The following is a 23,923-nucleotide window of genomic DNA, read 5'->3' on the forward strand; positions in this document are numbered from 1 at the left end:
GTTACTATTGTCCAAAACACACCTACTTTTTGACATATGAAAAAAGGGTGCAGTAATAGTTACCTGCCCCTTTAATCACCTTAATCATACCCACTTGCATTCACCATTTGTATGCATCAAAAAACTTCTACAATTTTGATGAAACTTTTTTACTGAAGAAGAAAGTTCCATCAAAAAAGTGTCTGAGGTATGTTGTCAGATTAAGCGTATCATAAATGCATTTTGTATAAATCAAGAACTTCAAAAGCCGCACGCTCAGCTGACCGAAGTGCTCCTTCAAGATGTCCCCCATGCTCAGAAGAGGTTTCTGTACCTGCAAAAATGACTTTCTTATCCCACACACTAGTACTTGTTGGTCGACCATAGTCTGGAAAAGTTCTAAGTGGTGTGGTGTCATCGTCAACCGCAGTTTCAGGATCGCTAGACCAGTCTTTGTATAAGAGGGAAATTGGTTTTTCGGCGGAAGGCCCAAAGAGACGGATCAACTGGTCAGCAACAAGCTTGAGAACTCTTTCCTCACCCAGCTTTTGGCGACTTTTTGCAGGTATTCCGAAGAAACCAAAGAGTGCACCGTAACCTGTATCGGGTGTTGCATCGTGGATCTCCTGCAGGGGACCGCTCCAGCTCATCACCTGGCCGGAAAGTCCATCTTCTCGCCAAAAAGGACGATTATAAATCGCAACCGCCTTGGCCTGCCCCGCCATCCAAGTGGGCTTGTCCATCAAGCTTGTCATAAGCTTGTCAGAAAGAGATGGCGTGAATGCTATGTGATGTGCCACGATTCGAGGGGGTAACGCTAAGATAACAGTTCCTGTGCGTATACGTTTCTTCTCTCCATCAGCGAGGTCTGCTTCAAGAGTGATCGTCCCTTCCTCATCCATACGGATTTCCGTTACACACGTGTCTAATTCGACCGTACCGTGAGGAAGAGTGGCCGCTACGGCGTCAATGAGGGACTGGACACCCCCCTTAAGTCGGACCGATCTCTCAACAGCTCCTTCTGGTAGCACACGCCGCTGTATGGGGTCACTTTGAGATTGCTCTAAAAGTATTGCTCCATCAGTGTGCTGTACAAATGTCCCTAAACCAAGTTCTTCGACAAGACTAGTGATAACGGGCTCATGTTGCGGCCAGAACCATTTTAGTTTTAATAAGTTGCCTTTTTTAAAATAAGTTGCGACACACATTCCACGTGCATCGTCTGCGGAAACATGTCCACTGGCTGTACTTCCTTGACTTCATAGCCGCTGTCTTCGAGTATTCGCAAATCCCGAGCGAGTGTGGACGGATTGCAGGACACATACACAATCCGTTCTGGCTTCATGTTAGCCATTGCTGTCAGCAGCTGTTCGTCACATCCTTTTCTTGGCGGATCGACAACTATGACATCCGGGCGCATGCCTTGGGCTGTCCACCATGGCATGATTTTTTCTGCTTCTCCTACATAAAATGCCGCATTGGTGATGCCGTTCAGCTTAGCATTTTGCTTGGCGTCATTGACCGCTTCCGGGACGACTTCCACACCGTAGACTTGTTTAGCCTGCTGGGCGAGGAACAGTGAAATCGTGCCTATCCCGCAGTAGGCATCGACAACCGTGTCTGTACTGCTGATTTGTGCGTATTCCATCGCTTTTTCATACAACACTTTCGTCTGCTTCGGATTAACCTGGTAAAATGATTGCGGGGAAATAGCAAATGTGATGTCACCTATTTTGTCATAAATGTATTCGTCTCCCCAGATAATCTCTGTTTTCTTGCCAAGGATGACATTCGTCTGCTGATCATTGACATTATGGACAATTGATTTGATATGCGGGTAGGTTTCGGTCAGTTCCCTCACCAGTTCATCCTTGTAAGGCAGTTCTTGCGTCCGTGTCACTAGAACAATCATCGCATCGTTGGTTTGCTCACCTGTGCGGACCATGATATGGCGCAGGACACCGCGGTCGTTTTCTTCATCGTATGCAGCAATACCAAGCCTGTCTGCAATCCGGCGCACCGCTTCCACCATACGATCGTTTTCTTCATCCTGAATATTGCACGTTTCCATGCCTTCAATAATACGGTGGCTACGTTTTTGATAAAAACCGGTAATGAGTTCGCCATCTGCTTTGGCCCCAACCGGCATCTGTACTTTGTTGCGGTAGCGCCACGGGTCTTTCATGCCAATCGTCGGATGGACCGGCACATGCTCAAGATGGGCAATCTTTTTCAGTGTATTTTTTACCTGGTCCTGTTTCATGGCAAGCTGCGAGTCATAACCCATATGCTGCAGCTGGCACCCGCCGCATTTATAAAATACATCACATGGTGGCTCGACCCGTTCCGGACTGGACTTATGTAGATTAAGCAGTTTTCCGAATCCGAAGTTTTTCTTCACCTTAACTACCTTCACTTCGCCTTCTTCCCCGGGCAATGCGTACGGGACGAACAATGGGTAGCCGTTGATTTTGCCGACGCCACTACCTTCATGCGTCAAGTCTTCAAATGTAAGGGTGACGGTCTGGTTCTTTTTGACTGGTGCTGATTGTTTGGCCATTGTGCAATCTTCCTTTTCACGCTTGTATGTACTTCCCATCTTATCATATCCTGGGACTGCTTTTATATAATCCCGCCCCGGACAGCAAAAAGCCCCTCCCCGCCAGTATGACGGAAAAGGGCTTGATAGCATGACCAGACTGGCGACGATGATTGTTTTCCAGCCAAGATTGGGGTCAGCCAATAATTTTAATTATCTTTCTCCAAAAAATTCTCCGGAGCAAATACTTCGATGTGCCGCGGCAGGTTCAGGAATTCTCCCGGGAGCATGCCGCCGAATTCACCATCGATGTTCAACTGCATTTTATCGTCCGTTTCGACGGTTATATGTTTGGCCTGGGCATAGATAATGCGCTTATCTTCCAGGTGGGCGCCTCGTTGTGCCAGAGTGGCGATACGGACAAATTCGGCAAGGTTCATCTTTTTCAGAATCATCAAGTCGAAATACCCATCGTCCATTTTTGCATCAGGTGCCAGCTTTTCAAATCCGGCTACTGAGTTCGTGTTGGAGACGAGAAAGAGCATAATATCTTCATCAATAACTTCACCGTCATATTCAATTCTGGCATGGGTGGGTTTAAGGGATGGAAGCATTTCAATCCCCTTCATGTAATAAGCCAGCTGGCCGAGCATGGTCTTCAGCTTGCTCGGGACTTCATACGTCAGCTCCGTCAGTTTACCCCCACCGGCAATATTCATAAAGTAATGGTGATTGACACGACCGATATCCAGAAACATGGACCGCCCTGCCAGAATGACATCAACTGCTTTTCCGATGTCACGGGGAATCCACAGTGCCCGGGCAAAGTCATTGGTCGTACCGGTTGGGATTATGCCGAGTTTTGGCCGGTATTCCTGCTCCGCCAGTCCGTTGATCACTTCATTGATCGTTCCGTCACCACCAACGGCAATCACCAGGTCGAAATGGCGTTCAGCAGCCGCTCTCGCCGCTTTGGTGGCATCTCCTTCACACGTTGTCGCATGAGCAGATGTTTCATACCCGGCGATTTCACACCGTTCCAAAACAGTTGGCAGTTCCCGTTTAAATGCTTCTCTTCCGGATGTTGGATTGTAAATGATACGGGCTCTTTTCATAATGCCCCTCCCCACTGCTTCATCGTTAACTAGTACCACTACTTATCATAGCCTTTTTTGGCCATTTTGAAAAGCCTTCCGTCTACATGACAAGACTGCTGCCGAAAGTGGGCAGCAGTCGTAACATTTACTGTGAAGTTATCGTTTATCAATTTCCGCTTTCAAAATCTTGTTAACCATTGGCGGATTAGCCTGCCCTTTTGTTGCTTTCATCACCTGGCCGACAAGGTATTTAATTGCACGGTCCTTGCCATTTTTATAGTCAATGATCGACTGCTCATTTTCATCAAGAATCTTCGTGATGATTTCGGTCAACTGGCCTTCATCCGAAATTTGGGCGAGACCTTTGTCTTTGACGATTTTATCCGGATCGCCACCATTTTCGACGAGTTCAGCGAATACTTTTTTGGCGATTTTAGACGAAATGGTGCCGTCCTCAATCAGCTTGATCATTTTCGCCAGTGCTTCCGGTGTCAGAGCGAGCTCGTTCAGTTCCTTGTAATGCTTGTTCATATAACCGGACACATCACCCATCAGCCAGTTGGAAGCCTGTTTAATATCAGCTCCGTGTTGTACTGCTTCCTCAAAGAAATCAGACATTTCCTTGGAATTTGTCAGGACAGCTGCATCATATTCCGGCAGTCCCAGTTCGTTAATATACCGCTTCAGCCGGGCGTCGGGCAGTTCCGGAATCTGCTGGCGGATCCGCTCTTTCCAGTCTTCATCGATATAGAGCGGCACGAGATCAGGCTCAGGGAAATAGCGGTAGTCATCCGAACCTTCCTTAATGCGCATAAGAATAGTTTCTTTCGTTTTCTCATCATAGCGGCGCGTTTCCTGCAGAATTTCGCCGCCGTTCAGCAGTTCCTTTTCCTGCCGTTTCTCTTCATGCTCCAGCCCTTTCTGGACAAAGGAGAACGAGTTTAAGTTTTTCAGTTCGGTTTTCGTGCCAAACTCCTGCTGGCCGATTGGACGGATAGACAGATTGGCGTCACACCTCAGGGAGCCTTCTTCCATTTTACAGTCGGAAACACCTGTGTACTGAATAATGTTTTTCAGTTTTTCCAAATACGCATACGCCTCTTCCGGTGAACGTATGTCAGGTTCGGAAACAATCTCAACAAGCGGTGTGCCCTGACGGTTGAAATCCACGAGCGAGTAGCCATCATCCTGGTGTGTGAGCTTGCCAGCGTCTTCCTCCATATGCAGCCGTGTTATACCGATGCGTTTTTTCGTACCATTGACGTCAATTTCAATCCAGCCATTTTCACCAATCGGCTTGTCGAACTGCGAAATTTGGTAAGCTTTTGGGTTGTCCGGGTAGAAGTAGTTCTTCCGGTCAAACTTCGTATCAGTTGCAATGTCACAGTTCAATGCCATCGCAGCTTTCATCGCAAAATTAACTGCCTCTTCGTTCAGTACCGGCAAAACGCCCGGATAGCCGAGGTCAATCGGATTAACGTTGCTATTGGGATCATCCCCGAACGCATTCGGGCTTGGACTGAAAATCTTAGAATCTGTCTTCAGCTCGACGTGCACTTCAAGGCCGATAATCGTTTCGAAGTTCATGATGTAGCACCTCCCAGCTTCGGTCGTTTTAAATGATGTTCGGTCGCCTGCTCATACGCGTGAGCCGTGCGATAGACCATTTGTTCGTCAAAGGCTTTGCCGATAATTTGCAGACCGATTGGCAGTCCTTCGTCGGAAAAGCCACACGGAACGGATATTCCCGGAACGCCGGCCAGGTTTACCGGAATCGTCAAAATATCATTGGCATACATGGTCAGTGGGTCATCGATGTTTTCGCCGATTTTGAACGCCGGTGTCGGTGCAGTCGGCCCGATAACGACATCATAGTTTTCAAAAATCTGCTCAAAGTCTTTGCGGATGAGCGTACGCACTTGCTGAGCTTTTTTATAATATGCATCATAATAGCCCGAGCTCAGGGCAAACGTCCCAAGCATGATCCGACGCTTCACTTCTTCGCCGAACCCTTCGCTGCGGGAATATTTGAACATATCCATCATGTTGTCCGCTTTATCAGAGCGCACGCCATACCGGACCCCGTCAAAACGTGCCAAGTTAGCCGATGCTTCTGAAGAGGCCAATAGGTAATAGGCTGCCACTGCATAGCTGGAATGCGGCAGGGACACTTCTTCCCATTCAGCACCGAGCAGTTCATAAACTTTCAGCGCATTCATGACTGCTTCTTTCACTTCCGGTGCAACGCCTTCAGACAGGTACTCTTTCGGCACGGCAATTTTCAGCCCTTTTACATCATTCGTTAGAGCATCCGTGTACGAAGGCACGTCCACATTGGCACTTGTCGCATCCATTTTATCCACACCGGAAATAACCTCAAGCACCCGAGCATTATCCTCCACGCTGCGGGTGACAGGCCCAATCTGGTCAAGTGATGATGCAAATGCGACAAGACCAAAGCGGGAGACGCGTCCATATGTAGGTTTCATGCCAACGACACCGCAAAAGGATGCCGGTTGACGAATGGATCCGCCGGTGTCTGACCCAAGTGAAAACAGTACTTCTCCGGCCGCGACGGCTGCCGCAGAGCCACCACTGGAGCCGCCCGGAACATAGTCGGTGTTCCACGGGTTGCGGGTCAGCGCGAAGCTGGAGTTTTCCGTGGATGAACCCATCGCAAATTCATCCATATTCAACTTTCCGATGGTGATATTTTTTTCCGCTTGCAGCTTGTCCACGACCGTCGCATTATAAAGCGGATTGTCAAAGTTCCTTAAAAACTGGCTTCCGCACGTCGTCCGAAGATCCTTCGTGACGATATTGTCCTTGATACCAGCAGGAATGCCAAACAAACGCGCTTCCTTATCTGATTCAGCATCCAGCTGTTTCGCCTGGCTGCGGGCACTTTCTTCGTCCAGTGTCAGAAAAGCTCCAATTTGATCGTCGACTTCATTTATGCGATCGTACGAGGCATCGACTAAATCTTCGGCTGAGATTTCTTTTCTGTCTATCATTTGTTCCAATTGTTTGATGCTATGGTCAAATAAAGCCATACCTTTCCCTCCTTACTCCAAAATTGACGGTACACGGAAATAGCCATTCTGCTTAACCGGCGCATTCTGCAGTGCGTCTTCTTTCGAGATCCATTCTTTCGGTTCGTCATTGCGCATCACATTTTTCAAATCAAGTACATGGGTCGTCGGCTCCACATTTTCCGTATCCAGCTCATTCAGCTGTTCCGCATAGTCGATGATGGAACTAAGCTGCTTTGCAAATTTATCAGCTTCTTCTTCGGTGACAGCGAGCCTGGCCAGATTCGCGACATGCTTCACCTGATCCTTTGAAATATCCGTCAAAACAGACACCCCCAAAATAGTTATTTTATGTAGCAAAGTTATCGTTACCAATTGTTAAAGACACTATTGATAATAGCAAAGTTCGTGACCTATAAGCAAATAAATCAGAAGAAATAAACATACTAGCCCACGCATTTAGCCTACTTGGTTATTCTGCTATCCTTTGCTTTTTGTACGCCCTTCCTTGAAGAAGGAAAGGACTAACATCAACCGTAACTAACCGTCTTACCAAAACGGACGCGCTTGACGAACTAGTAAGTAGTTAAAAAAATAGTGCTTATTTAATAATCATCTATTATAATAAACACAGGGATGATAAAGTGGATAAGCAAATTCTTGATTTGCTAACAGAAATAAATAAAGGAATGAAAAGTATGCAATCGGATATTCACTCTTTGAAATCAGAAATGCATAATCGATTTGATACTATTGAAACAAAACTAGAAGGTGTTGGCGGGCAGTTTGAGTTAACTAATGAATCAGGAATTAATGAAATGGATTTTATTGTTGATAAGGTAAATAAAATGGAGAAAGAACTTTATATTTTAAAAAACAAGAATAGTAACTAGGGGTGCTAAAATACGCACTCTTTTTTAAGTTTAATTTTCTTAGGTTGGGATTGAATCAGCTTGTTCAAGTAACAAGCGCAAGAATGAAATAACGATGGATTGTCTTGAGCAATCCATCGTTGTTTTTTTGCCATACCATTTCTGTTTAAGATCATCTGGCAAAAGGGCATCTGTTTCTTTATTATAAAAACTCAGGCCTAGCCTCGACTTATAGCGAGTGCCGAAGTTTTTATAATAAGGTCATCCATCATTTATATTTTCTGATGTTGGAATTCTAGTGTGGACGTTCCATCCCATCATCAATCGTTATTTCTTCAATTCAACTACTGCTTGATCGTACTCTGTCTCCACACCGTCAGACGGCTTACCGGCCAGACTGATAACAACAGCCACAATCAGATTGAGGAGAAATCCCGGTGCGATTTCATACAAATCAAAGATACCACCGGACAGGAAATCCCCCCAGATGATGACGGTGACTGCACCAACTACAATTCCGGCCAGTGCCCCGTTACGTGTAATGCCCCGCCAGAATAGTGCCAGCAGAATTGTTGGCCCAAATGCAGCGCCAAACCCGGCCCAAGCATAGCTTACCAGATCAAGTACCGAGCTTTCCGGGTTAATGGCAATTATTGCCGCAATCAGCGCGATTACGAGTGTTGCCAGCCGTCCAACCCAAACGAGCTCCTTATCTGTAGCTTCACGCCGGAAAATAGCCTTGTAAAAGTCCTCCGCCACCGCGGACGAGGAAACAAGCAACTGGGAGTCAATTGTACTCATAATTGCCGAAAGAATAGCTGCCAGCAGAATGCCTGCAATCACTGGGTGAAACAGAAGCTGCGAGAATGCAATAAAGATTTTTTCTGGATCATCCAGCATCTGTACACCATTTTCCGTTATAACCGATATGCCAAACTCGCTTAAACTTGCTACATCCTGTGTATTGATGAACGCCAGACCTGCCAAACCAGTAAAAATTGCCCCGTAAAGCCCAAGAATCATCCAGGTTGTCCCGATAAACTTAGCTTTCGGTACGTCTTTTGGCGAACGCAGCGCCATAAACCGGACAATGATATGCGGCTGGCCAAAATAGCCAAGCCCCCAGGCGATCGATGATATAATAGCAATGATTCCAACACCCTCAATCATGTTCAAATGATCCGGGCTGATGTCACCGACTGCCTGAACCGTTGCATCCCAGCCACCAATTTTGTTAATGGCGATGATTGGGACAGCGATTAAGGCGACAAACATCAATGACCCTTGCAGGAAATCCGTCCAGGCAACAGCCAGAAAACCGCCGAGCAGTGTGTAGGACACAACGATAAGCGTGCCAATCCACAAAGCAGGCTGGTACGGAAGCCCGAATGATGCTTCAAATAGTTTCGCACCTGCTACCATTCCCGAAGATGTGTAAAAAGTAAAGAATAATAGAATCACCAGTGCAGAAATGACCCGAAGCACATGGGAATGGTCTTTAAACCGGTTTTCCAGGAAATCCGGAACAGTAATAGAATTATTGGCAACCTCTGTATAGACCCGCAGCCGCTTGGCGACAAACTGCCAGTTTAAATACGCTCCAATTGACAGCCCGATTGCCATCCATGCTTCCGCAAGCCCTGATGCATAAATAGCTCCAGGAAGCCCAAGCAAGAGCCAGCCACTCATATCCGAAGCACCAGCACTCAACGCCGCCACTCCAGGTGACAGTTTGCGACCGCCTAGAACATAATCGGATAAGTCGTTGGTCATCCGGTACATGATGACTCCAATCACCAGCATCCCTATCAGATAAACAATAAACGTGATTAATGTCTCCAATCCCATTTACTTTCCCCTCCCTTCCGTTATCATGGTGATAATGGACAGTAAAATTAAAACAGGCATTGGTATGAACAGCCACATCCACGTTGCACCCGAAATGGCATAATCCATCGCGCTCCCTCCCCATTCTTTTGTTTAATTTATGCCTATAGCATTATCACTATTATAAAATGTTTAGCTGCTTGCAACAAATCAAAATTTAAAAAGGTTCAGACACTGGAATAGCATCCGGGTTCATATTTCACGACAAAAAAGCCTGAAATAGCTTTCCACACTATTCCAGGCACATATAGTAATAGGGTAAAAGGTTGCTGGTCTGATACTTCATGGAGCACTTGCTGCTTTAGTAAAGGCTGACATCCTTACCGACAGAAAGAACGGTCGGCTCCCATTCCATTGCGGAATCAACCGGCTTATCCTGTACGGCTGTGAATCCTGCAACAAGCAAAGTACCTAGTGCAAAAGTCGCCATCAGTTTCTTCATATGCTCCCCTCCTTACAGGCTAACGAGCTCATCATATGTCTCGTTCGCCAGTTTGTAATATTTAACAGATTCTTTATATCTGTTATTTCGCTCAAAATGTTCGGCCAGCATATTGGAGTAAATAACCAAGTTTGCGTAATCTTTATGCTTCTTCAAGTAAGGAATAAATTCATCAATTACCAGCCGTTCAAATTTACCTTTATTGCGGTTAATCGCGTAATCATACGTGTAGGTAATAAAATAAAACAGCTGATATGTTTCTTTGTCGTCAGCCTTGTCAAGAAGTTCCAAGCTTTTTTCAATCATTTCCTTCGTTTTTTCAACGTTAAAATTACTGTAATAGGCTCTTATTAACGACGTTGCAGCAAGTATTCGCTCAAACAACAGGACTTCCGAATCTCCCACTATTTCTTCATAATGAAAAATCGCGTCCTCCCGCTTGCCAATGGTGGAATATAAATAACCCAGGTTTTGATTGGTCAGCTGGATAATTTGCTTGTTCTGGTTCAGCTTGCCCAAATGCTTGGCAAGGTTGTAATTTTTAATGGCCTTTTCATGCATTCGGATCCGGCGGTAAGAGATACCCAATACGATATGGCACTGTGCACATCTGGTAAAATGATAGTTCTTCCGAAAAATAGCAATCGCCTTTTCCGCATACTCAATAGCTTCCAGCGTATTCCGGAGTTTACTGTGCGTCACAGCCATCACATATTGCAGGTCGGCTGTCTCATTTTCCGGCAGATCCAGCTGGTTCAGCTTGTTGTCCGCCTGCCGGTACATACGCATAGCCTGATTGAATTCCCCATTCACAGAGCTGTAATTACCCCGGAACTTGTACCAGTAAAATTGATGCAGACTGTCAAAGGTATCCGCCATTTCAGCTAGCTTGTTGATTTGTTTCAGCGCCTCATCCACTTCACCGGTAATTAGGAAATACCTTATTTTGTGGATTTCGAACATGATCAGGTTTTCAGATGAATGACTGTCATACAATAACTGATTCAGTTCATGATAGATACGGATCATTTCATTTTTGTCATTCTCGGAAAAGAGCATCCTGAACCATTGTTCGCACTTTTCCCGAATGGTTTCATCCGACTCGTTGTTCGGCTGGATGCCAAGTCGCGTACATAGCAGACTGATCACATTCGGGCTGGCTTCAGCTTTCTGGTTCTCAATTTTAGACAGATATGCATAGGAAACGATTCCCTCCGCCAGTTCCGCCTGGGTCATTTCCTGCTGGATCCGGTGAAGTCTGATATAGGGCCCTATTTCCATGATTATCCACCCCTGGCTGAATATGAACTGCAGCAAGCAAATTTGCTATATTTATATAATAACATAAATTCCAAAAATTCATATTGGGAAAGTGGAAGGGTGAAAATAGCAATAACCCCCTTGTATACTTGCTGACTTTCCTGAAATGAGGAAAGTTTTGCGTATAGAAGTCCTTTTCCACATGTTTATATGAAAAAGGGATTCCTTCTTACCTGATTTACTTGTCAAAAATATGCACAGTTGGTTCTTTCTCTCCGGCGTCGCGATAGATGACGCTTTCCATTTTCTCATTCGACTTAATTTTAACTTCCAGCTCGTAGTAATCCTGGAACATTTCTTTTACAAGGCCGTACGTGTACTGGGTAAAACCAACCACTTCCCCTTTTCCATAAAACTCGAGTGGGATGGTCAATGTCAGTTTTTGCAGCTCTTCATTGATGTAAAAGCCATCTCCAATCACACCGACATAGTTAGGAAAGTATTCCTGTATTTTGTCACCAAAATCCTTAACCAGCTGCTGTTGATCGTAATACTTTTCTTCCCCCTCATCCGATGGGAAAAGAATATTTTCTTCCTGGACGGTTTCCCAGTCACCAATTTTCATATCACCGCCGGAAACACCGGTCTTAGCAACATAACTGCCTGGGACTGGGGATCCCTGGTCCTCTTCCCGGTAAAGAGCAAACATGATAGGGATATCGCTCAGTTCCTCAATTTTTCTCACACGCTCCAGTACGGTCTGCGCAATTTCCTTGCCTTTTTTCAGCATTGTTTCTTTATCAATTTTCTTATGATAAGTCGTTCCGCCAACTTCTGTCTGAAAAGCGTAGTCAGATTTCATGGCAATACCAATAGAAGCCCCGACCAGTTCAACGGTATCATCCTTATTCTTCTTTAGGAAGTTGTGTTCAAGTATGTGTGTTAAATATTTCGGGTTGTTTTCCTGCTGATCTTTCGATTTGTCATTTGCAATGGCCGGATTTAATCCAAGCTGGAGCTCTTTCCGGATGGCTTCTTTATCTTCTTCGTCCACTTTCTGGCCATTTTCCTCAAGCTGTTCCACACGTTTTTTAAGCGTTTTTTCAAGCTGGTCCTTCGTCAGATTCCGGTCCAGCCACTTATACAGCATATCCGAAGTTAAGTATTGTCCTTCTTCAAAGAAGTATTTTTCCGGGTCATAATATTCTTTGGAAAGACGCCGCAAACCTGTCTCCATTTCGCCGATATCCATCCGGTTCATCATCTGGTTCGTAATGACGCCACGTGAGGCACTGGTACGATACGGCAGGATGGTCCGGTAATTTTCTTCCGACAGCTGGTAACTGGGAACAATTGACTTCTCCTGCTGTTTCGCTTCATCTTTTTTGGGCACCACTTCATCTTCATTGTTGTTCAATGATGGTGCACAGCCTGCCAGAGTGAGGAGCGTGATGGACAGCCAGATTACTGCTTTCTTCAAAATTCTCCACTCCTTATTGGTCTAAAGCTTCGCTGAGCTGCTGTTCGTTCCATACCGCAACACCGAGTTTCTCCGCCTTTTCTAATTTCGAGCCGGCATCCTCCCCGGCGATAACAATATCCGTATTCTTGCTGACGCTTCCTGTCACACTTCCGCCGTGCTGCTGAACCAGTTCTTTTGCTTCCGACCGGGTGAATGTTTCCATTTTTCCCGTCAGCACCACTGTTTTGCCGGATAATGGTGTGTCCTCTTTTATTTCTTGCTGCTCTGGACCATCGTACGTCATATTCAGTCCCAAACTTTTAAGTTCACTGAGCAGATCTTGCACCTGTTCTTCGGCAAAGTATCGTGTAATCGAATCCGCCATTTTTTCACCAATTTCATTAATGGCCACAACGTCGGCAAACGTTGCCTGCTGCAGATTGTCCATTGTCTTAAAATGGGCTGCGAGTGTCCGGGCTGCTTTTGACCCGACAAACCGAATTCCGAGGCCAAACAGGAGCCGCTCCAGCGAGTTTGTTTTGGATGTTTCAATCGCCCGTAGCAAATTGTCAGCAGACTTTTCGCCCATTCGGTCCAGCTCCAGCAACTCTTCCCGCTTAAGACGGTAAAGGTCGGCAATTGTATGAACAAGATCGTTGCGGAACAGCTGGTTAATAACCTTTTCGCCGAGCCCGTCAATGTTCATGGCTTCCCGGGAAACAAAATGGATCAGCCCTTCTTTCAATTGCTGTGGACAATTTGGATTAATACACCTCAGTGCAACTTCTTCCTCAAGGCGGACGAGCTCACTGCCACATGCTGGGCATTCATCCGGCATGAAAAATTCACGCTCAGAACCGACCCGCTCATCTGTGACGGCCCGAACAACCTCCGGAATGATATCACCGGCCTTTTTAATAACAACGGTGTCGCCGAGACGGATATCCTTCTCTCGGATCAGGTCCTCATTATGCAAGGATGCCCGCTTCACCGTTGTTCCGGCAACCTGTACGGGATCAAGGATAGCTGTTGGTGTAATGACCCCGGTACGCCCGACACTTAACTCAATATCGCGCAGCACTGTAACTGCTTCTTCAGCCGGAAATTTATATGCAATTGCCCAGCGCGGGCTTTTCGCTGTAAACCCAAGTTCTTCCCGTTGACGGAGATTATCAATCTTAATGACGATACCATCAATTTCATAGTCGAGCTCAGGCCGTTTTTCCTCCCAGTAATGTACATAGTCCATCACTTCATCAATCGTTTCACACTTTCGCCATTCAGGATTGGTTTTAAATCCGAGCTCTTCCATGTAGGTGAGGCGCTCGCTATGTGATTCCAGTGAACCGGCTTCCCATTCACCCACACTGTACAGAAAAATGTCGAGGCTGCGTTTGGTCGCTATTTTCGGATCAAGCTGCCGGAGTGATCCTGCCGCAGCATTTCGCGGGTTGGCAAATGGCTCGTCCCCATTTGCCTTGCGTTCCTCGTTTAGTTTCAGGAACGACCGGTGCGGCATGAAGGCTTCTCCTCTAACCTCGATTGTATTTTTTTCCGGGATGGACAAAGGAATACTGCGGATGGTTCGCAGATTGGTCGTAATATCTTCGCCAGTCGTTCCGTCTCCGCGCGTTGCGCCACGGACCAGCTTCCCGTCCTCGTAAATAAGTGAGACAGCCAGCCCGTCAATTTTCAATTCACAAACAAATGAAATCGGCTCATCAAGGCCCTGGTTGGCACGCCGGGCAAAATCGCGCAGCTCACTTTCATTGAAGGCATTCCCAAGACTGAGCATCGGAATGCGGTGCTGCACTTTTTGGAATGCATCCAGGGGCTCCCCGCCGACCCGCTGTGAAGGAGAATCTGCAGTCACCAGTTCAGGAAAATCCGTTTCCAGGCTAATGAGTTCCTGCATTTTCTTGTCATACTCCGCATCGGGAACGCTGGGATTATCGAGCACATAGTATTCATAATTGTAGCGGTTCAGCCGTTCCCGCAGTTTTTCAATTTGCTGGTGTGCTTGTTCTTTATCCACTTCAGGAGGCACCTCCTATTGTCTAGTGATTGGTGCGAATTTAGCCAGAAGACGTTTAATGCCGGTTGGCGCCGGAAATGCAATGTCGAGCTCCATGGATTCGCCTTCTCCCTGCACCTTGACCACCGTGCCGACACCCCATTTTTTGTGTTCGGCTTTATCACCGGGACTCCAAGTTTCTGATTCCGCTCCGCTCGTCTGCTGCATCTTACCGGCTTGACGCTTCGGTGCTGGCTGATCTTTAGGTTTCTCAATAGACCCATACATCGTGGCACGCGCCTGTTCAATTCCGTCGACGAGGTCTTCCGGAATTTCGTTAATAAACCGGCTAATCGGGTTCATATTCGTCCGTCCATATAAGGTACGCATTTTCGCGTGGGTCAGAAAAAGCTCCTGCTCGGCCCTCGTAATCCCGACATAGGCAAGGCGCCGCTCTTCTTGCATTTCCTCCTCATCCATCATGGACCGGCTGTGCGGGAATACATTTTCCTCCAGCCCGACTAAAAATACGACCGGAAATTCCAGGCCTTTCGCAGCATGGAGCGTCATCATGGTCACCTTTGGCTCATTTTCCGCTTCTTCCTCATCTACCCGGTCGATGTCCGCAATCAGCGCAAGGTCCGTCAGAAAGGCAACCAGCGTCTTGTCTTCAGCTCCCTCTTCGAATTCCTGTGTAACTGTCTTGAATTCTTCCAGGTTCTCCAGCCTGCTCTGGGATTCAAGGCTTCGTTCATTCTTCAGCATTTCTTCATAGCCTGTCCGTTCCAAAACCGCCTCAACCATGTCCGTTGCCGTTAAAAACTCTTGCTGCTGGACCAGACTTTGAATGAAGCTTTCAAACTTCGAGAGCGCTTGGGCTGCTTTTTTCGACACACCGGTAAAATCAACTTCCTTTATCGCCTGAAAAAACGATATGCCATGTTCAGCTGCATATGCTCGCAGCTTGTCTACAGACGTTTTGCCAATGCCTCGTTTCGGCACATTGACGACTCGTTCAAAACTGATATCATCATCCGGATTGGTAATCAGACGCAAGTACGAAATCAAGTCTTTAATTTCTTTCCGTTCATAGAACTTCGTGCCGCCTACCATCTGATACGCGATATTTGATTTCATCAGTGTATCCTCAACTGCACGTGACTGGGCATTCGTCCGGTACAGAACGGCAATATCATTTAAGGAAAAGCGCTCATCCTCCGTCAGTTCCTGAAGCTTATCTGTGACATAGAGCGCCTCTTCCTGTTCCGTTGCACCCTGAAAATAATGGATCTTTTTCCCGTCATCATTTTCCGTCCACAGGTTCTTTGGCTTCCGGCCTGCATTGTGTTCAATAACATGATTAGCCGCATCAAGAATCGATTTCGTCGACCGGTAATTCTGTTCCAGGTAAATCGTGCGTGATGATGGATAATCCTCTTCAAAAGACAAAATATTAGAGATATCCGCACCGCGCCAGCGATAAATCGACTGATCCGAATCACCGACAACACATAAATTCTGGTACCTGCTTGCCAGCTGCTTAACCAAATAGTACTGGGCATGGTTCGTATCCTGGTACTCATCAACATGAATATACTGGAAACGGCGCTGGTAATATTCCAGCACTTCCGGCACCCGTTTGAACAAATGAATCGTCTGCATAATCAGATCATCAAAGTCAAGTGCCTGATTTTTCTGCAATGTTTTTTGATAGCGTTCATAGATTTGTGCGACCTGACGATGGAAAAAATCCGCGACATTCTTGCTGTATTCTTCCGGTGTGATCAGCTCATTTTTGGCTCCGCTAATCTGTCCCAGCATACCTCGCGCGTCAAATTTCTTCGTATCGATGTTCAAGTCTTTCAAAATTTGCTTGATGACAGACAGCTGGTCACTGCTGTCCAAAATCGTAAAATTGGTACTGTAGCCAATCCTGTCAATATCCCGCCTGAGAATGCGCACACACATTGAGTGGAAGGTGGAAACCCATACCTGTGCCCCTCCTGCGCCAATAAGCCGGTTGACACGCTCCTTCATCTCACGTGCCGCCTTATTCGTAAATGTAATAGCCAGGATGCTTCTAGGAGACACATCTTTTTCCCCAAGTAAATAGGCGATTCGATGTGTCAATACACGCGTCTTTCCGCTTCCTGCCCCGGCCATAATCAATAGCGGTCCATCCGTATGCTGGACGGCCTGCTTCTGCTCCCTGTTTAATCCGTTAAGTAGATCATCCATTGTATGACTCAAACCTGACACCCCTTGCAAAATATAACGTTTATTCTTTATTGCTGTGTACTGCTTTGACCGTCTTCAATGCCTGTTTAATATTATCATAAATAAGATTGCCGACAATAACCGCATCAGCATACTCTTTCATTTCCCTCACTTGGAAATTGTTTTCAATCCCGCCGCCATAAAACAGCTTTGTATGCTGGAGCTGGCTCTTCACTCTTTTGACAAGCTCTGGGGCACCGTATGTTCCACTGTATTCCATATAAAAAATCGGCAAGTGAAAAACATGCTCTGCCATATGAGCGTACGCTTCCACGTCTTCCGCATCCGGCATGTCACATTTTGTTTTCTGAAATGCTTTGGAATCTTCGTTAAGGATGCAATAGCCTTCAACAAACATTTCATCCCAGTCCAACAGTTCCCTATATTCCTTGATCGCTTGGTGCTGCAGGTCCATCATCCACTTCTTTTCCGTGCTGTTCATCACCATCGGGATTAAGTAATAATCAAAGCCGGGTGTAATCGACTCCATATTGGCAATTTCCAGTGCACATGGCACTGTGTGGCGGCGAATGCGAGATAGCAAATCAAGCACACCATCCAGTGTCACCCCGTCTGTCCCGCCTACAATGACCGCATCTGTCCCTGATTCACAGATGGCATCAAGATCCTCATCGGAAATTTCTTTAGCAGGATCAAGTTTAAATATATGATTCCATTCGTGTAATGAATAATTCAACGTTCATCCTCCATCAGTATTAACGCTATTTTCATGTTTCCTTATGATACAGTACAAAAGAAACGTGGAACACTTCTTTTCATTCACTTATAAAGTATACCAAAAATGATGCTATGAATTTAGGATTATGGGTAATATTTTTTGAAGGAATAGATGTTTTGGCTATGGGGAGAGTTGGAGAGGGCGGCACATACGGAAAATACTTTGGTTGTAATAGTAGAGCGCTACCTCCTGAAGAGATAGCAGCTCCTTTATTCGTCCTTGTCCGTCAGGCGGTCGAGCACAATCCTGTAGCCGTCACTTCCGTAGTTAATACAGCGCCTCACGCGTGAAATGGTTGCAGTGGAAGCGTTTGTTTCTTCTTCTATTACACTGTACGTATGGCCTTCCCGCAGCATCTTGGCCACTTGCAGACGCTGTGCAATGGCATGAATTTCCGACATGGTCGCAATATCATCAAAAAACTTATAACATTCCTCACGATCCTGCAGCGAGAGAATGGCATCAAACAATTGGTCCAGCTGTTCGCCGCGCAAATTATCTATCTGCATTCTGGCACCACCTACTTTCTATTCATCTGAAATCGTAACAGACTGATCCATTCCCGGACTGGACGGAACAATATTTATCCACGTTTTGCCGGGGACAAATGGCACTGGCTCGCCATCTTTAACTGGAATAATCCGGCCGTCGCGATTTTCCCATTTCACTTGGCGAACCTTCCCTTTTTGAACCAGATATGCATCACCGCCCGAAGTTATATCAACCTCCCGGCGACCCGCGTCATCAATCACTTGATGGGGAGTTTCCACAATAAATATATTGTCGGTCGTAATCGCTTCTCCTGATTCCATTTCTGTCATCTTTGTCCCGTCACTGTATCGTGTATAGGTTTCACTGTCGGCATCATACTGGTATTCTACAATATTTGTCAGCTTATCAGAATACACAATTTTGATATGTGTTGCTGCATCCCCGGAAATCGATGCAGCTTCTTCTTCTGAGGCAAACGGAAGCGGCTCATAAGATCTGCTCACATCGTAACCTTTGTTCTCTGCAGCATCGTACACGGATCCAAACTGCAAGTATGAGTTATGCGGCGGTTCCCGGAATGACTCCCGTTTAAACAGGTATTCGTCATCATCGTGCATCGCACCATCCAAATACTCGATTCCCCGGTTCCGAATCATGTCATTTACAAAATTAGCGGCACCATGATAAGTATAGAGTGCTCCGTACCCGCTGGCCAGCTCAAAATAGTATTCCCTTGCGCTGCGTACCGGTCCGACCGCGTCTGGCTTTTCACTCTGGAACAATGCAAGCAGACGCGTAATCCGTCCTTCAGCCAAAACCTCAAAAACAATATCTGCTTTCGAAAGTCCAGTCTGTGGCCTGGCCTTGCGGTGATTATTGACCATCACCCCGACAATCCGGTCATCGGCAGGCTGATCGGTCTTCACCCCTGTCAGCGGATAGGTATGCACATTTCCAGATGTTTCGGGGGTTTGTTCTTTCTCATCGGTCGCATTTGCTTTTGCTTCACTGTCATCCGCTGTTTGCTCCTCACTATCGGAACATGCAGCAAACAGCAGCAGTATAGCCAGTACGAAAAAAACAAGAATTTTTTTCAAGATTCCACTCCTTTGGTTGGCAGCAAGATTCAGCCACCCGCTGCACACGCCTGAATCGATTAAAATCGGATGCAGGGGGTTAAAAGAAACCGGCGGTAATCAATTTCCCCGGACTTTCTGAACAACCTTCAGTAAATCTATTATACGTTATCTTAACGTTGCTGGAAAGAGAACTTCCCGTTTCTTTACATCAATGATACCCTGCTGTGTGATGCGGATATACGGTAAGTGGGTGGATGACAAAAATAAAATCGTATAAACCGGGTCATAAAATGGATAGCCGAATTCCTGCAGAAGTGCACGCAGCTCTTTTTCTTTCTCTATCAGCTCAGCCATTTCTCCTGCATACATGCTTCCAGACAGTGTCAGCGGCAGTTCAAACAGAATTTCACCATCGTGCACTGCCACAATGCCGCCGCCAAGTTCTTTCATCCGCTTCCATGCCAGCAGCATATCTGGCTTGCTTTTGCCGATAAAGACAATGTCACCGGTTGCCGAATACGAACTGGCCAAGCCGCCCAAACGATTGGTAAACCCTTTGATGGCCGTGTTGACGCGCCACTGTCCTTTCCGGTCCATCAGCATCAGAAAGGCATCATCATTATTATCGGGTATCACGTCGAGCGTCACATCGGTATTAATGGCGTACGCTTTAATAATAACGTCATTCACAAGATGCAAGCCAAGCGGAACAGAAAATTGCATATCATCCATCGTTAGATCCCAGCTGAATGAAAGCGACTGGATATCATGGCTCGCCCAGTCAATTTTTGGAGCTATATGCTTGTTTTCGTTATTTTTCCGGATCCATTCTCCGTTGCCAAGAACGCTGACTGGATTCGGGTCATCTTTGGCCTGCAAAATATTAATATTTGCTACCCGGCCTGGTGCTATACATCCCAGTTCTTCAATCAGCCCGTAATAATTAGCAGCATTGTGGGATGCCATCCGGTACGCGTCTTCCAAAGGGATCCCCTTTTCAATGGCGATAGCAACACAAACATTCATGATTCCATTTTCATAGAATCCTGGCGTCGATCCATCGGTTGTCATCATGACATGATCAAATGACCGAAGTCCTTCCGCCAGCAATTCTTCAATCAAACCAGGCAAGTCAGGGCGAATCGATGAATGGCGCAATCCAACCTGATACCCAAGCTGCAGTCGCTGCATCGCCTCTTTCCCGGTCATCGCTTCATGTTCTGCCGAAACACCTAGCAGTTTCATTTTCGTTAATGTGCGCTCGGACGCACCAGGCAAATGGCCTTCCACCGGCTTACCAAGACGTTTTGCCTCTTGGATCCAATACAGCAGTCTGTCATCACCATCAAGCAGGCTGGGCCAGGCTGTCAGCTCCCCACCCTGAATGACGGACTGCTGCTCCAGCCACGATAAAACTTTCGGTGTACTGAATAATTCTTCCTCTTCTTGCTGCAAGGCCGTCTGCGAATCCAGCCGCGCCCACCAGTACATGGAAACTGGCAATTGATCAAACGCCCCCAGCAAAGAAAACGCTTTCTTTCTTTCCAACAAAAAATTCCACATCAGGTTGTCATTAACGTAAGTGGTTGTTCCATAGCTCGCACCGTACATGGCGAGCGCCTCAGGATTATACAGCTGAAAAGGATGTGCGTGCGGCTCAATATACCCGGGAACAAGGTATTTCCCGGTACAGTCGACCACTTCAGCATGGTCACTCAGCTCAGGCATCTCATCCCCGACATACACAATACGGTCGCGGAGAATCCAAATGTTCGCCTGCTGCCATTGTTTCGTATAGGTATTTAAATATGTTCCGTTCTTTAAAATAATCGTCGGGCATGCTTTCCCATCAATAACTGCTACATGCTCCCTCAACTCACGGTTTCTCCACTGATATCTATTCTCTGACATACTATTCAACGCTCCAATATGTGCTTTTTTCCATAGTAACATAGATATTGCTTTTATACTGCAACGTTTTCATGAATGAAATTGAATCTTTTGTGACAGCTTCGGAGTTTGCTGGATGAACGCTGGATGCAAGCCATTTTCCCTGTGGTGTGACCGCGTCCGGGCTCTCATTCATGGTGTGAGGCACCTCATTTTCAAAAATATGAACATCTTCCTGCACGATGAAAAACACAACCTTTTCTTTTGCACGGAAATCGTGTATACTTTAGTGAGAATGATAATCAGTTACATATATCTGAGGAGTGAACGGCAGTGGCAAAAGACGAATTGTTCGATGTAACCATTATCGGCGGCGGGCCAGCCGGATTGTTTTCCGCCTTTTACAGCGGACTGAGAGAGCTGAAAACAAAAGTCATTGAGTATCAGCCGAACTTAGGCGGTAAAGTACATGTTTACCCGGAAAAAATGATCTGGGATGTCGGCGGACTGCCACCGCTTACCGGGGCAAAATTCATTGACCAAACAGTAGAACAGGGATTGACGTTTGACCCCGAAGTCGTCCTTAATGAAAAAATCGAATCCATCGCACGCAACAAACAGGGCATATATGAATTGCACACCGCCTCAGGTCATGTGCATTATTCACGAACCGTTATTGTTGCAGTCGGCAGTGGCATCTTGAACCCTAAGAAATTGGCTGTTAACGGTGCTGAAAAATTCGAGGGTACCAATTTGCATTACTCCGTCGAGTCGCTACAGCAATTTAAAGATAAAACCGTCATCATTTCCGGCGGTGGGAGCTCTGCGACAGACTGGGCCAATGAGTTAAAAACTGTTGCTAAGCACGTTTTCATCACGTGCCGGAGAAATAATTTTGACTGCCATGAATCACAAGCAACACAATTGCGGAACAGTTCCGTTGTGTGTTTCTTCCATACTTCCATCACTGGACTGGTTGCTGATGATCAGGACGAAGCAATTGGACAGGTTGAGCTGACCAATCATCAAACAGGCGCCGTTAATCATCTGCCGGTTGATGCGGTAATTGTCAATCATGGCTATGAACGGGATACGGCACTGCTTGAAAATAGTGAGGTTGATATTGCTATTGCAGACGATTACTTCATTTCAGGTACGGTTAACAGTGAGTCCTCGCTTGATGGGCTGTATGCTGCCGGTGATATCCTGATGCATGAAGGAAAGCTGAATTTGATAGCCGGTGCTTTCCAGGATGCGGCTAATGCAGTCAATCAAGCGAAACAATTCATCGAGCCGGATGCTGCCACAGCACCTATGGTCTCATCGCATAATGATGCATTTAAAGAACGGAACAAAGAAATAATCAAGCAAATGATACAGTAAGCCATATTGCCGTCAATAAAGCCCGCATTTTCTCATATGAAATGTGGGCTTTTCGCACTTTTCGTGTCGTTATTCATACCGGAGAATCCGCTTTTGCCGCTGTCGAACCGATATCTCCCCGGTAAAAGAAACGATCGGTTTGTATGTGACGCTTTAGCCATCCGTAAGCCCCGCTGATTGCTTGAGTTAGCGTATCGCCCTTGGAACCGGCCAGCAGAACCCTGCCACCGTCTGAGACTATGCCGTCAGCTGTTTTGCGCGTGCCAGCATGTACGACGATGGCGCGGTCCTCCGGCGTGAGATCCGGCAATAGAATTCCTTTTTCATACGCCTCCGGATAGCCCGCCGAAGCCAGTACCACACCTGCACAATGTTTTGGTTCCCACGAAAGCTGTGGATCCTTTCCGTCCAATACGTCCAGCAGCACTTGCAGCAAGTCATTTTTCAAGAGTGGCAGCACAACCTCTGTTTCTGGATCACCGAATCGTGCATTAAATTCGATGACTTTCGGACCTTCCTCTGTCATCATCAGCCCTGCATACAGAATGCCTGTAAATGGGCAGCCTTCCCGCATAATGCCGTCCGCAGCCTTCTGCAGAACAGTTTCGATTATTTCGTCAAGTGATTCAGATGATACATCCTCTACAGGCGCATATGCCCCCATTCCACCGGTGTTCGGCCCCTGGTCATGATCAAATGCCCGTTTATAGTCACGCGCTGGAAGCATCGGAAATACGTTATTTTCATGAACAAATGCCATCAGTGACAATTCCCGCCCCTCAAGACATTCTTCAATGACAATGCTCGGTTGTGTTTGCGGGCTTCCGCTGTCTGTAAGGAAGCGGTCCACTGCGAGGCATGCTTCAACGATGGTATGAGCAACAACGACACCCTTACCGCCAGCAAGCCCGTCTGCCTTTACCACAACCGGTGCACCTATCTTATTTATATAGGCTTTCGCATCCACTGCCCGTGTAAAACTGGCATAAGCGGCTGTTGGAATATCGTATTTTTGCATGAAGTCCTTCGCATACCGTTTGCTTCCTTCCAGCATGGCTGCTTGTTTTGTCGGAGCAAAAATTTTCAGGCCTGCTTCATGAAACTTGTTAGTTATCCCTGCTACCAGCGGATTCTCGGGACCGACAATCGTTAAATCGATGGCTTTCTCCACAGCAAAGGCTGCCAACCCGTCAATATTCATCTCATCGATGTCCGCACAAACGGCGATGTCGCTGATGCCACCGTTGCCCGGTGCTGCATAAATCTGATTGACCTGGCCACTTTCATACAGCTTCATGGCAATGCTATGTTCCCGTCCGCCGCGTCCGACAAGTAATACTTTCACAAAAACACCTTCCATCGTTAGGATTTTTCCAAGATGCTCTTTATGACGCAGTGGAAATATACTCGCTTTCACCCACAGGGCACAAGCGCGACATCTGCTTAAGCTCACTCTGTTCGCTTTCGCAGTGTCTTCTT

The 23,923-nt window shown here is 46.5% G+C and carries 19 protein-coding genes; 2 read left to right on the plus strand and 17 right to left on the minus strand.

Annotated features, from left to right (window positions below):
* Positions 1-209: 209 nt before the first annotated feature.
* From ACFSUO_RS04365 to gatC, 6 genes are all read right to left on the minus strand, one after another.
* Positions 210-1,187, minus strand: coding sequence for a flavin monoamine oxidase family protein (locus ACFSUO_RS04365; protein ID WP_382391448.1), 978 nt, complete (start codon positions 1,185-1,187; stop codon positions 210-212).
* Entirely contained in the window at positions 1,148-2,539 is a 1,392-nt protein-coding gene (gene rlmD, locus ACFSUO_RS04370; protein ID WP_382391450.1) for a 23S rRNA (uracil(1939)-C(5))-methyltransferase RlmD, read from the minus strand. The genes ACFSUO_RS04365 and rlmD overlap by 40 nt, the downstream gene beginning before the upstream one ends.
* A 188-nt stretch (positions 2,540-2,727) precedes the next feature.
* A complete protein-coding gene (locus ACFSUO_RS04375; RefSeq protein WP_382391452.1) occupies positions 2,728-3,633 on the minus strand; it encodes a diacylglycerol kinase in 906 nt (301 codons plus the stop codon).
* Positions 3,634-3,771: 138 nt separating this feature from the next.
* Complete coding sequence (gatB, locus tag ACFSUO_RS04380; RefSeq protein WP_382391454.1) at positions 3,772-5,202, minus strand: Asp-tRNA(Asn)/Glu-tRNA(Gln) amidotransferase subunit GatB; 1,431 nt, start codon at positions 5,200-5,202, stop codon at positions 3,772-3,774.
* Positions 5,199-6,668, minus strand: a complete 1,470-nt coding sequence (gene gatA / locus ACFSUO_RS04385; protein ID WP_382391456.1) for an Asp-tRNA(Asn)/Glu-tRNA(Gln) amidotransferase subunit GatA — start codon at positions 6,666-6,668, stop codon at positions 5,199-5,201. The genes gatB and gatA overlap by 4 nt, the downstream gene beginning before the upstream one ends.
* A gap of 12 nt (positions 6,669-6,680) precedes the next feature.
* Positions 6,681-6,971 carry an Asp-tRNA(Asn)/Glu-tRNA(Gln) amidotransferase subunit GatC gene (gene gatC, locus ACFSUO_RS04390; RefSeq protein WP_382391458.1) on the minus strand — a complete coding sequence of 97 codons (291 nt, stop codon included), beginning with the start codon at positions 6,969-6,971 and terminating at the stop codon, positions 6,681-6,683.
* A gap of 320 nt (positions 6,972-7,291) precedes the next feature.
* Between gatC and ACFSUO_RS04395 the strand changes: the two genes are divergently transcribed.
* Complete coding sequence (locus ACFSUO_RS04395; protein WP_382391460.1) at positions 7,292-7,540, plus strand: hypothetical protein; 249 nt, start codon at positions 7,292-7,294, stop codon at positions 7,538-7,540.
* A gap of 306 nt (positions 7,541-7,846) precedes the next feature.
* Here the strand turns inward: ACFSUO_RS04395 and putP are convergent, their stop codons facing one another.
* The 10 genes from putP to ACFSUO_RS04445 form a co-directional block, all read right to left on the minus strand.
* Positions 7,847-9,367 (minus strand): sodium/proline symporter PutP, encoded by a 1,521-nt coding sequence (gene putP / locus ACFSUO_RS04400; protein ID WP_382391462.1) that lies wholly within the window; start codon positions 9,365-9,367, stop codon positions 7,847-7,849.
* Positions 9,368-9,707: 340 nt separating this feature from the next.
* Positions 9,708-9,848, minus strand: a complete 141-nt coding sequence (locus ACFSUO_RS04405) for a hypothetical protein (protein WP_382391464.1) — start codon at positions 9,846-9,848, stop codon at positions 9,708-9,710.
* 12 nt (positions 9,849-9,860) lie between these two features.
* Complete coding sequence (locus tag ACFSUO_RS04410) at positions 9,861-11,129, minus strand: helix-turn-helix domain-containing protein (protein WP_382391466.1); 1,269 nt, start codon at positions 11,127-11,129, stop codon at positions 9,861-9,863.
* Positions 11,130-11,346: 217 nt separating this feature from the next.
* Positions 11,347-12,588, minus strand: a complete 1,242-nt coding sequence (locus ACFSUO_RS04415; protein WP_382391468.1) for a CamS family sex pheromone protein — start codon at positions 12,586-12,588, stop codon at positions 11,347-11,349.
* A gap of 13 nt (positions 12,589-12,601) precedes the next feature.
* Positions 12,602-14,605: an NAD-dependent DNA ligase LigA gene (ligA, locus tag ACFSUO_RS04420; RefSeq protein ID WP_382391470.1), complete on the minus strand. Its 2,004-nt coding sequence runs from the start codon at positions 14,603-14,605 to the stop codon at positions 12,602-12,604.
* Between the two features lie 15 nt (positions 14,606-14,620).
* The gene (pcrA, locus tag ACFSUO_RS04425; RefSeq protein ID WP_382391645.1) at positions 14,621-16,822 is read right to left on the minus strand and encodes a DNA helicase PcrA; all 2,202 of its coding nucleotides are present in this window, start codon (positions 16,820-16,822) and stop codon (positions 14,621-14,623) included.
* A gap of 40 nt (positions 16,823-16,862) precedes the next feature.
* The gene (locus ACFSUO_RS04430; RefSeq protein WP_382391472.1) at positions 16,863-17,558 is read right to left on the minus strand and encodes a heptaprenylglyceryl phosphate synthase; all 696 of its coding nucleotides are present in this window, start codon (positions 17,556-17,558) and stop codon (positions 16,863-16,865) included.
* 251 nt (positions 17,559-17,809) lie between these two features.
* Complete coding sequence (locus ACFSUO_RS04435) at positions 17,810-18,109, minus strand: YerC/YecD family TrpR-related protein (RefSeq protein WP_382391474.1); 300 nt, start codon at positions 18,107-18,109, stop codon at positions 17,810-17,812.
* An 18-nt stretch (positions 18,110-18,127) separates the two neighbouring features.
* Positions 18,128-19,189 carry a DUF3048 domain-containing protein gene (locus ACFSUO_RS04440; protein WP_382391476.1) on the minus strand — a complete coding sequence of 354 codons (1,062 nt, stop codon included), beginning with the start codon at positions 19,187-19,189 and terminating at the stop codon, positions 18,128-18,130.
* Positions 19,190-19,336: 147 nt separating this feature from the next.
* Positions 19,337-21,082, minus strand: coding sequence for an adenine deaminase C-terminal domain-containing protein (locus ACFSUO_RS04445; protein ID WP_382391478.1), 1,746 nt, complete (start codon positions 21,080-21,082; stop codon positions 19,337-19,339).
* Between the two features lie 312 nt (positions 21,083-21,394).
* Between ACFSUO_RS04445 and ACFSUO_RS04450 the strand changes: the two genes are divergently transcribed.
* Positions 21,395-22,444, plus strand: coding sequence for an NAD(P)/FAD-dependent oxidoreductase (locus ACFSUO_RS04450; protein ID WP_382391480.1), 1,050 nt, complete (start codon positions 21,395-21,397; stop codon positions 22,442-22,444).
* 73 nt (positions 22,445-22,517) lie between these two features.
* Here the strand turns inward: ACFSUO_RS04450 and purD are convergent, their stop codons facing one another.
* The gene (gene purD / locus ACFSUO_RS04455) at positions 22,518-23,789 is read right to left on the minus strand and encodes a phosphoribosylamine--glycine ligase (protein ID WP_382391647.1); all 1,272 of its coding nucleotides are present in this window, start codon (positions 23,787-23,789) and stop codon (positions 22,518-22,520) included.
* Between the last annotated feature and the right edge of the window lie 134 nt (positions 23,790-23,923).

This window comes from Lentibacillus juripiscarius, from assembly GCF_042685205.1.
Lineage (GTDB): Bacteria > Bacillota > Bacilli > Bacillales > Amphibacillaceae > Lentibacillus > Lentibacillus juripiscarius.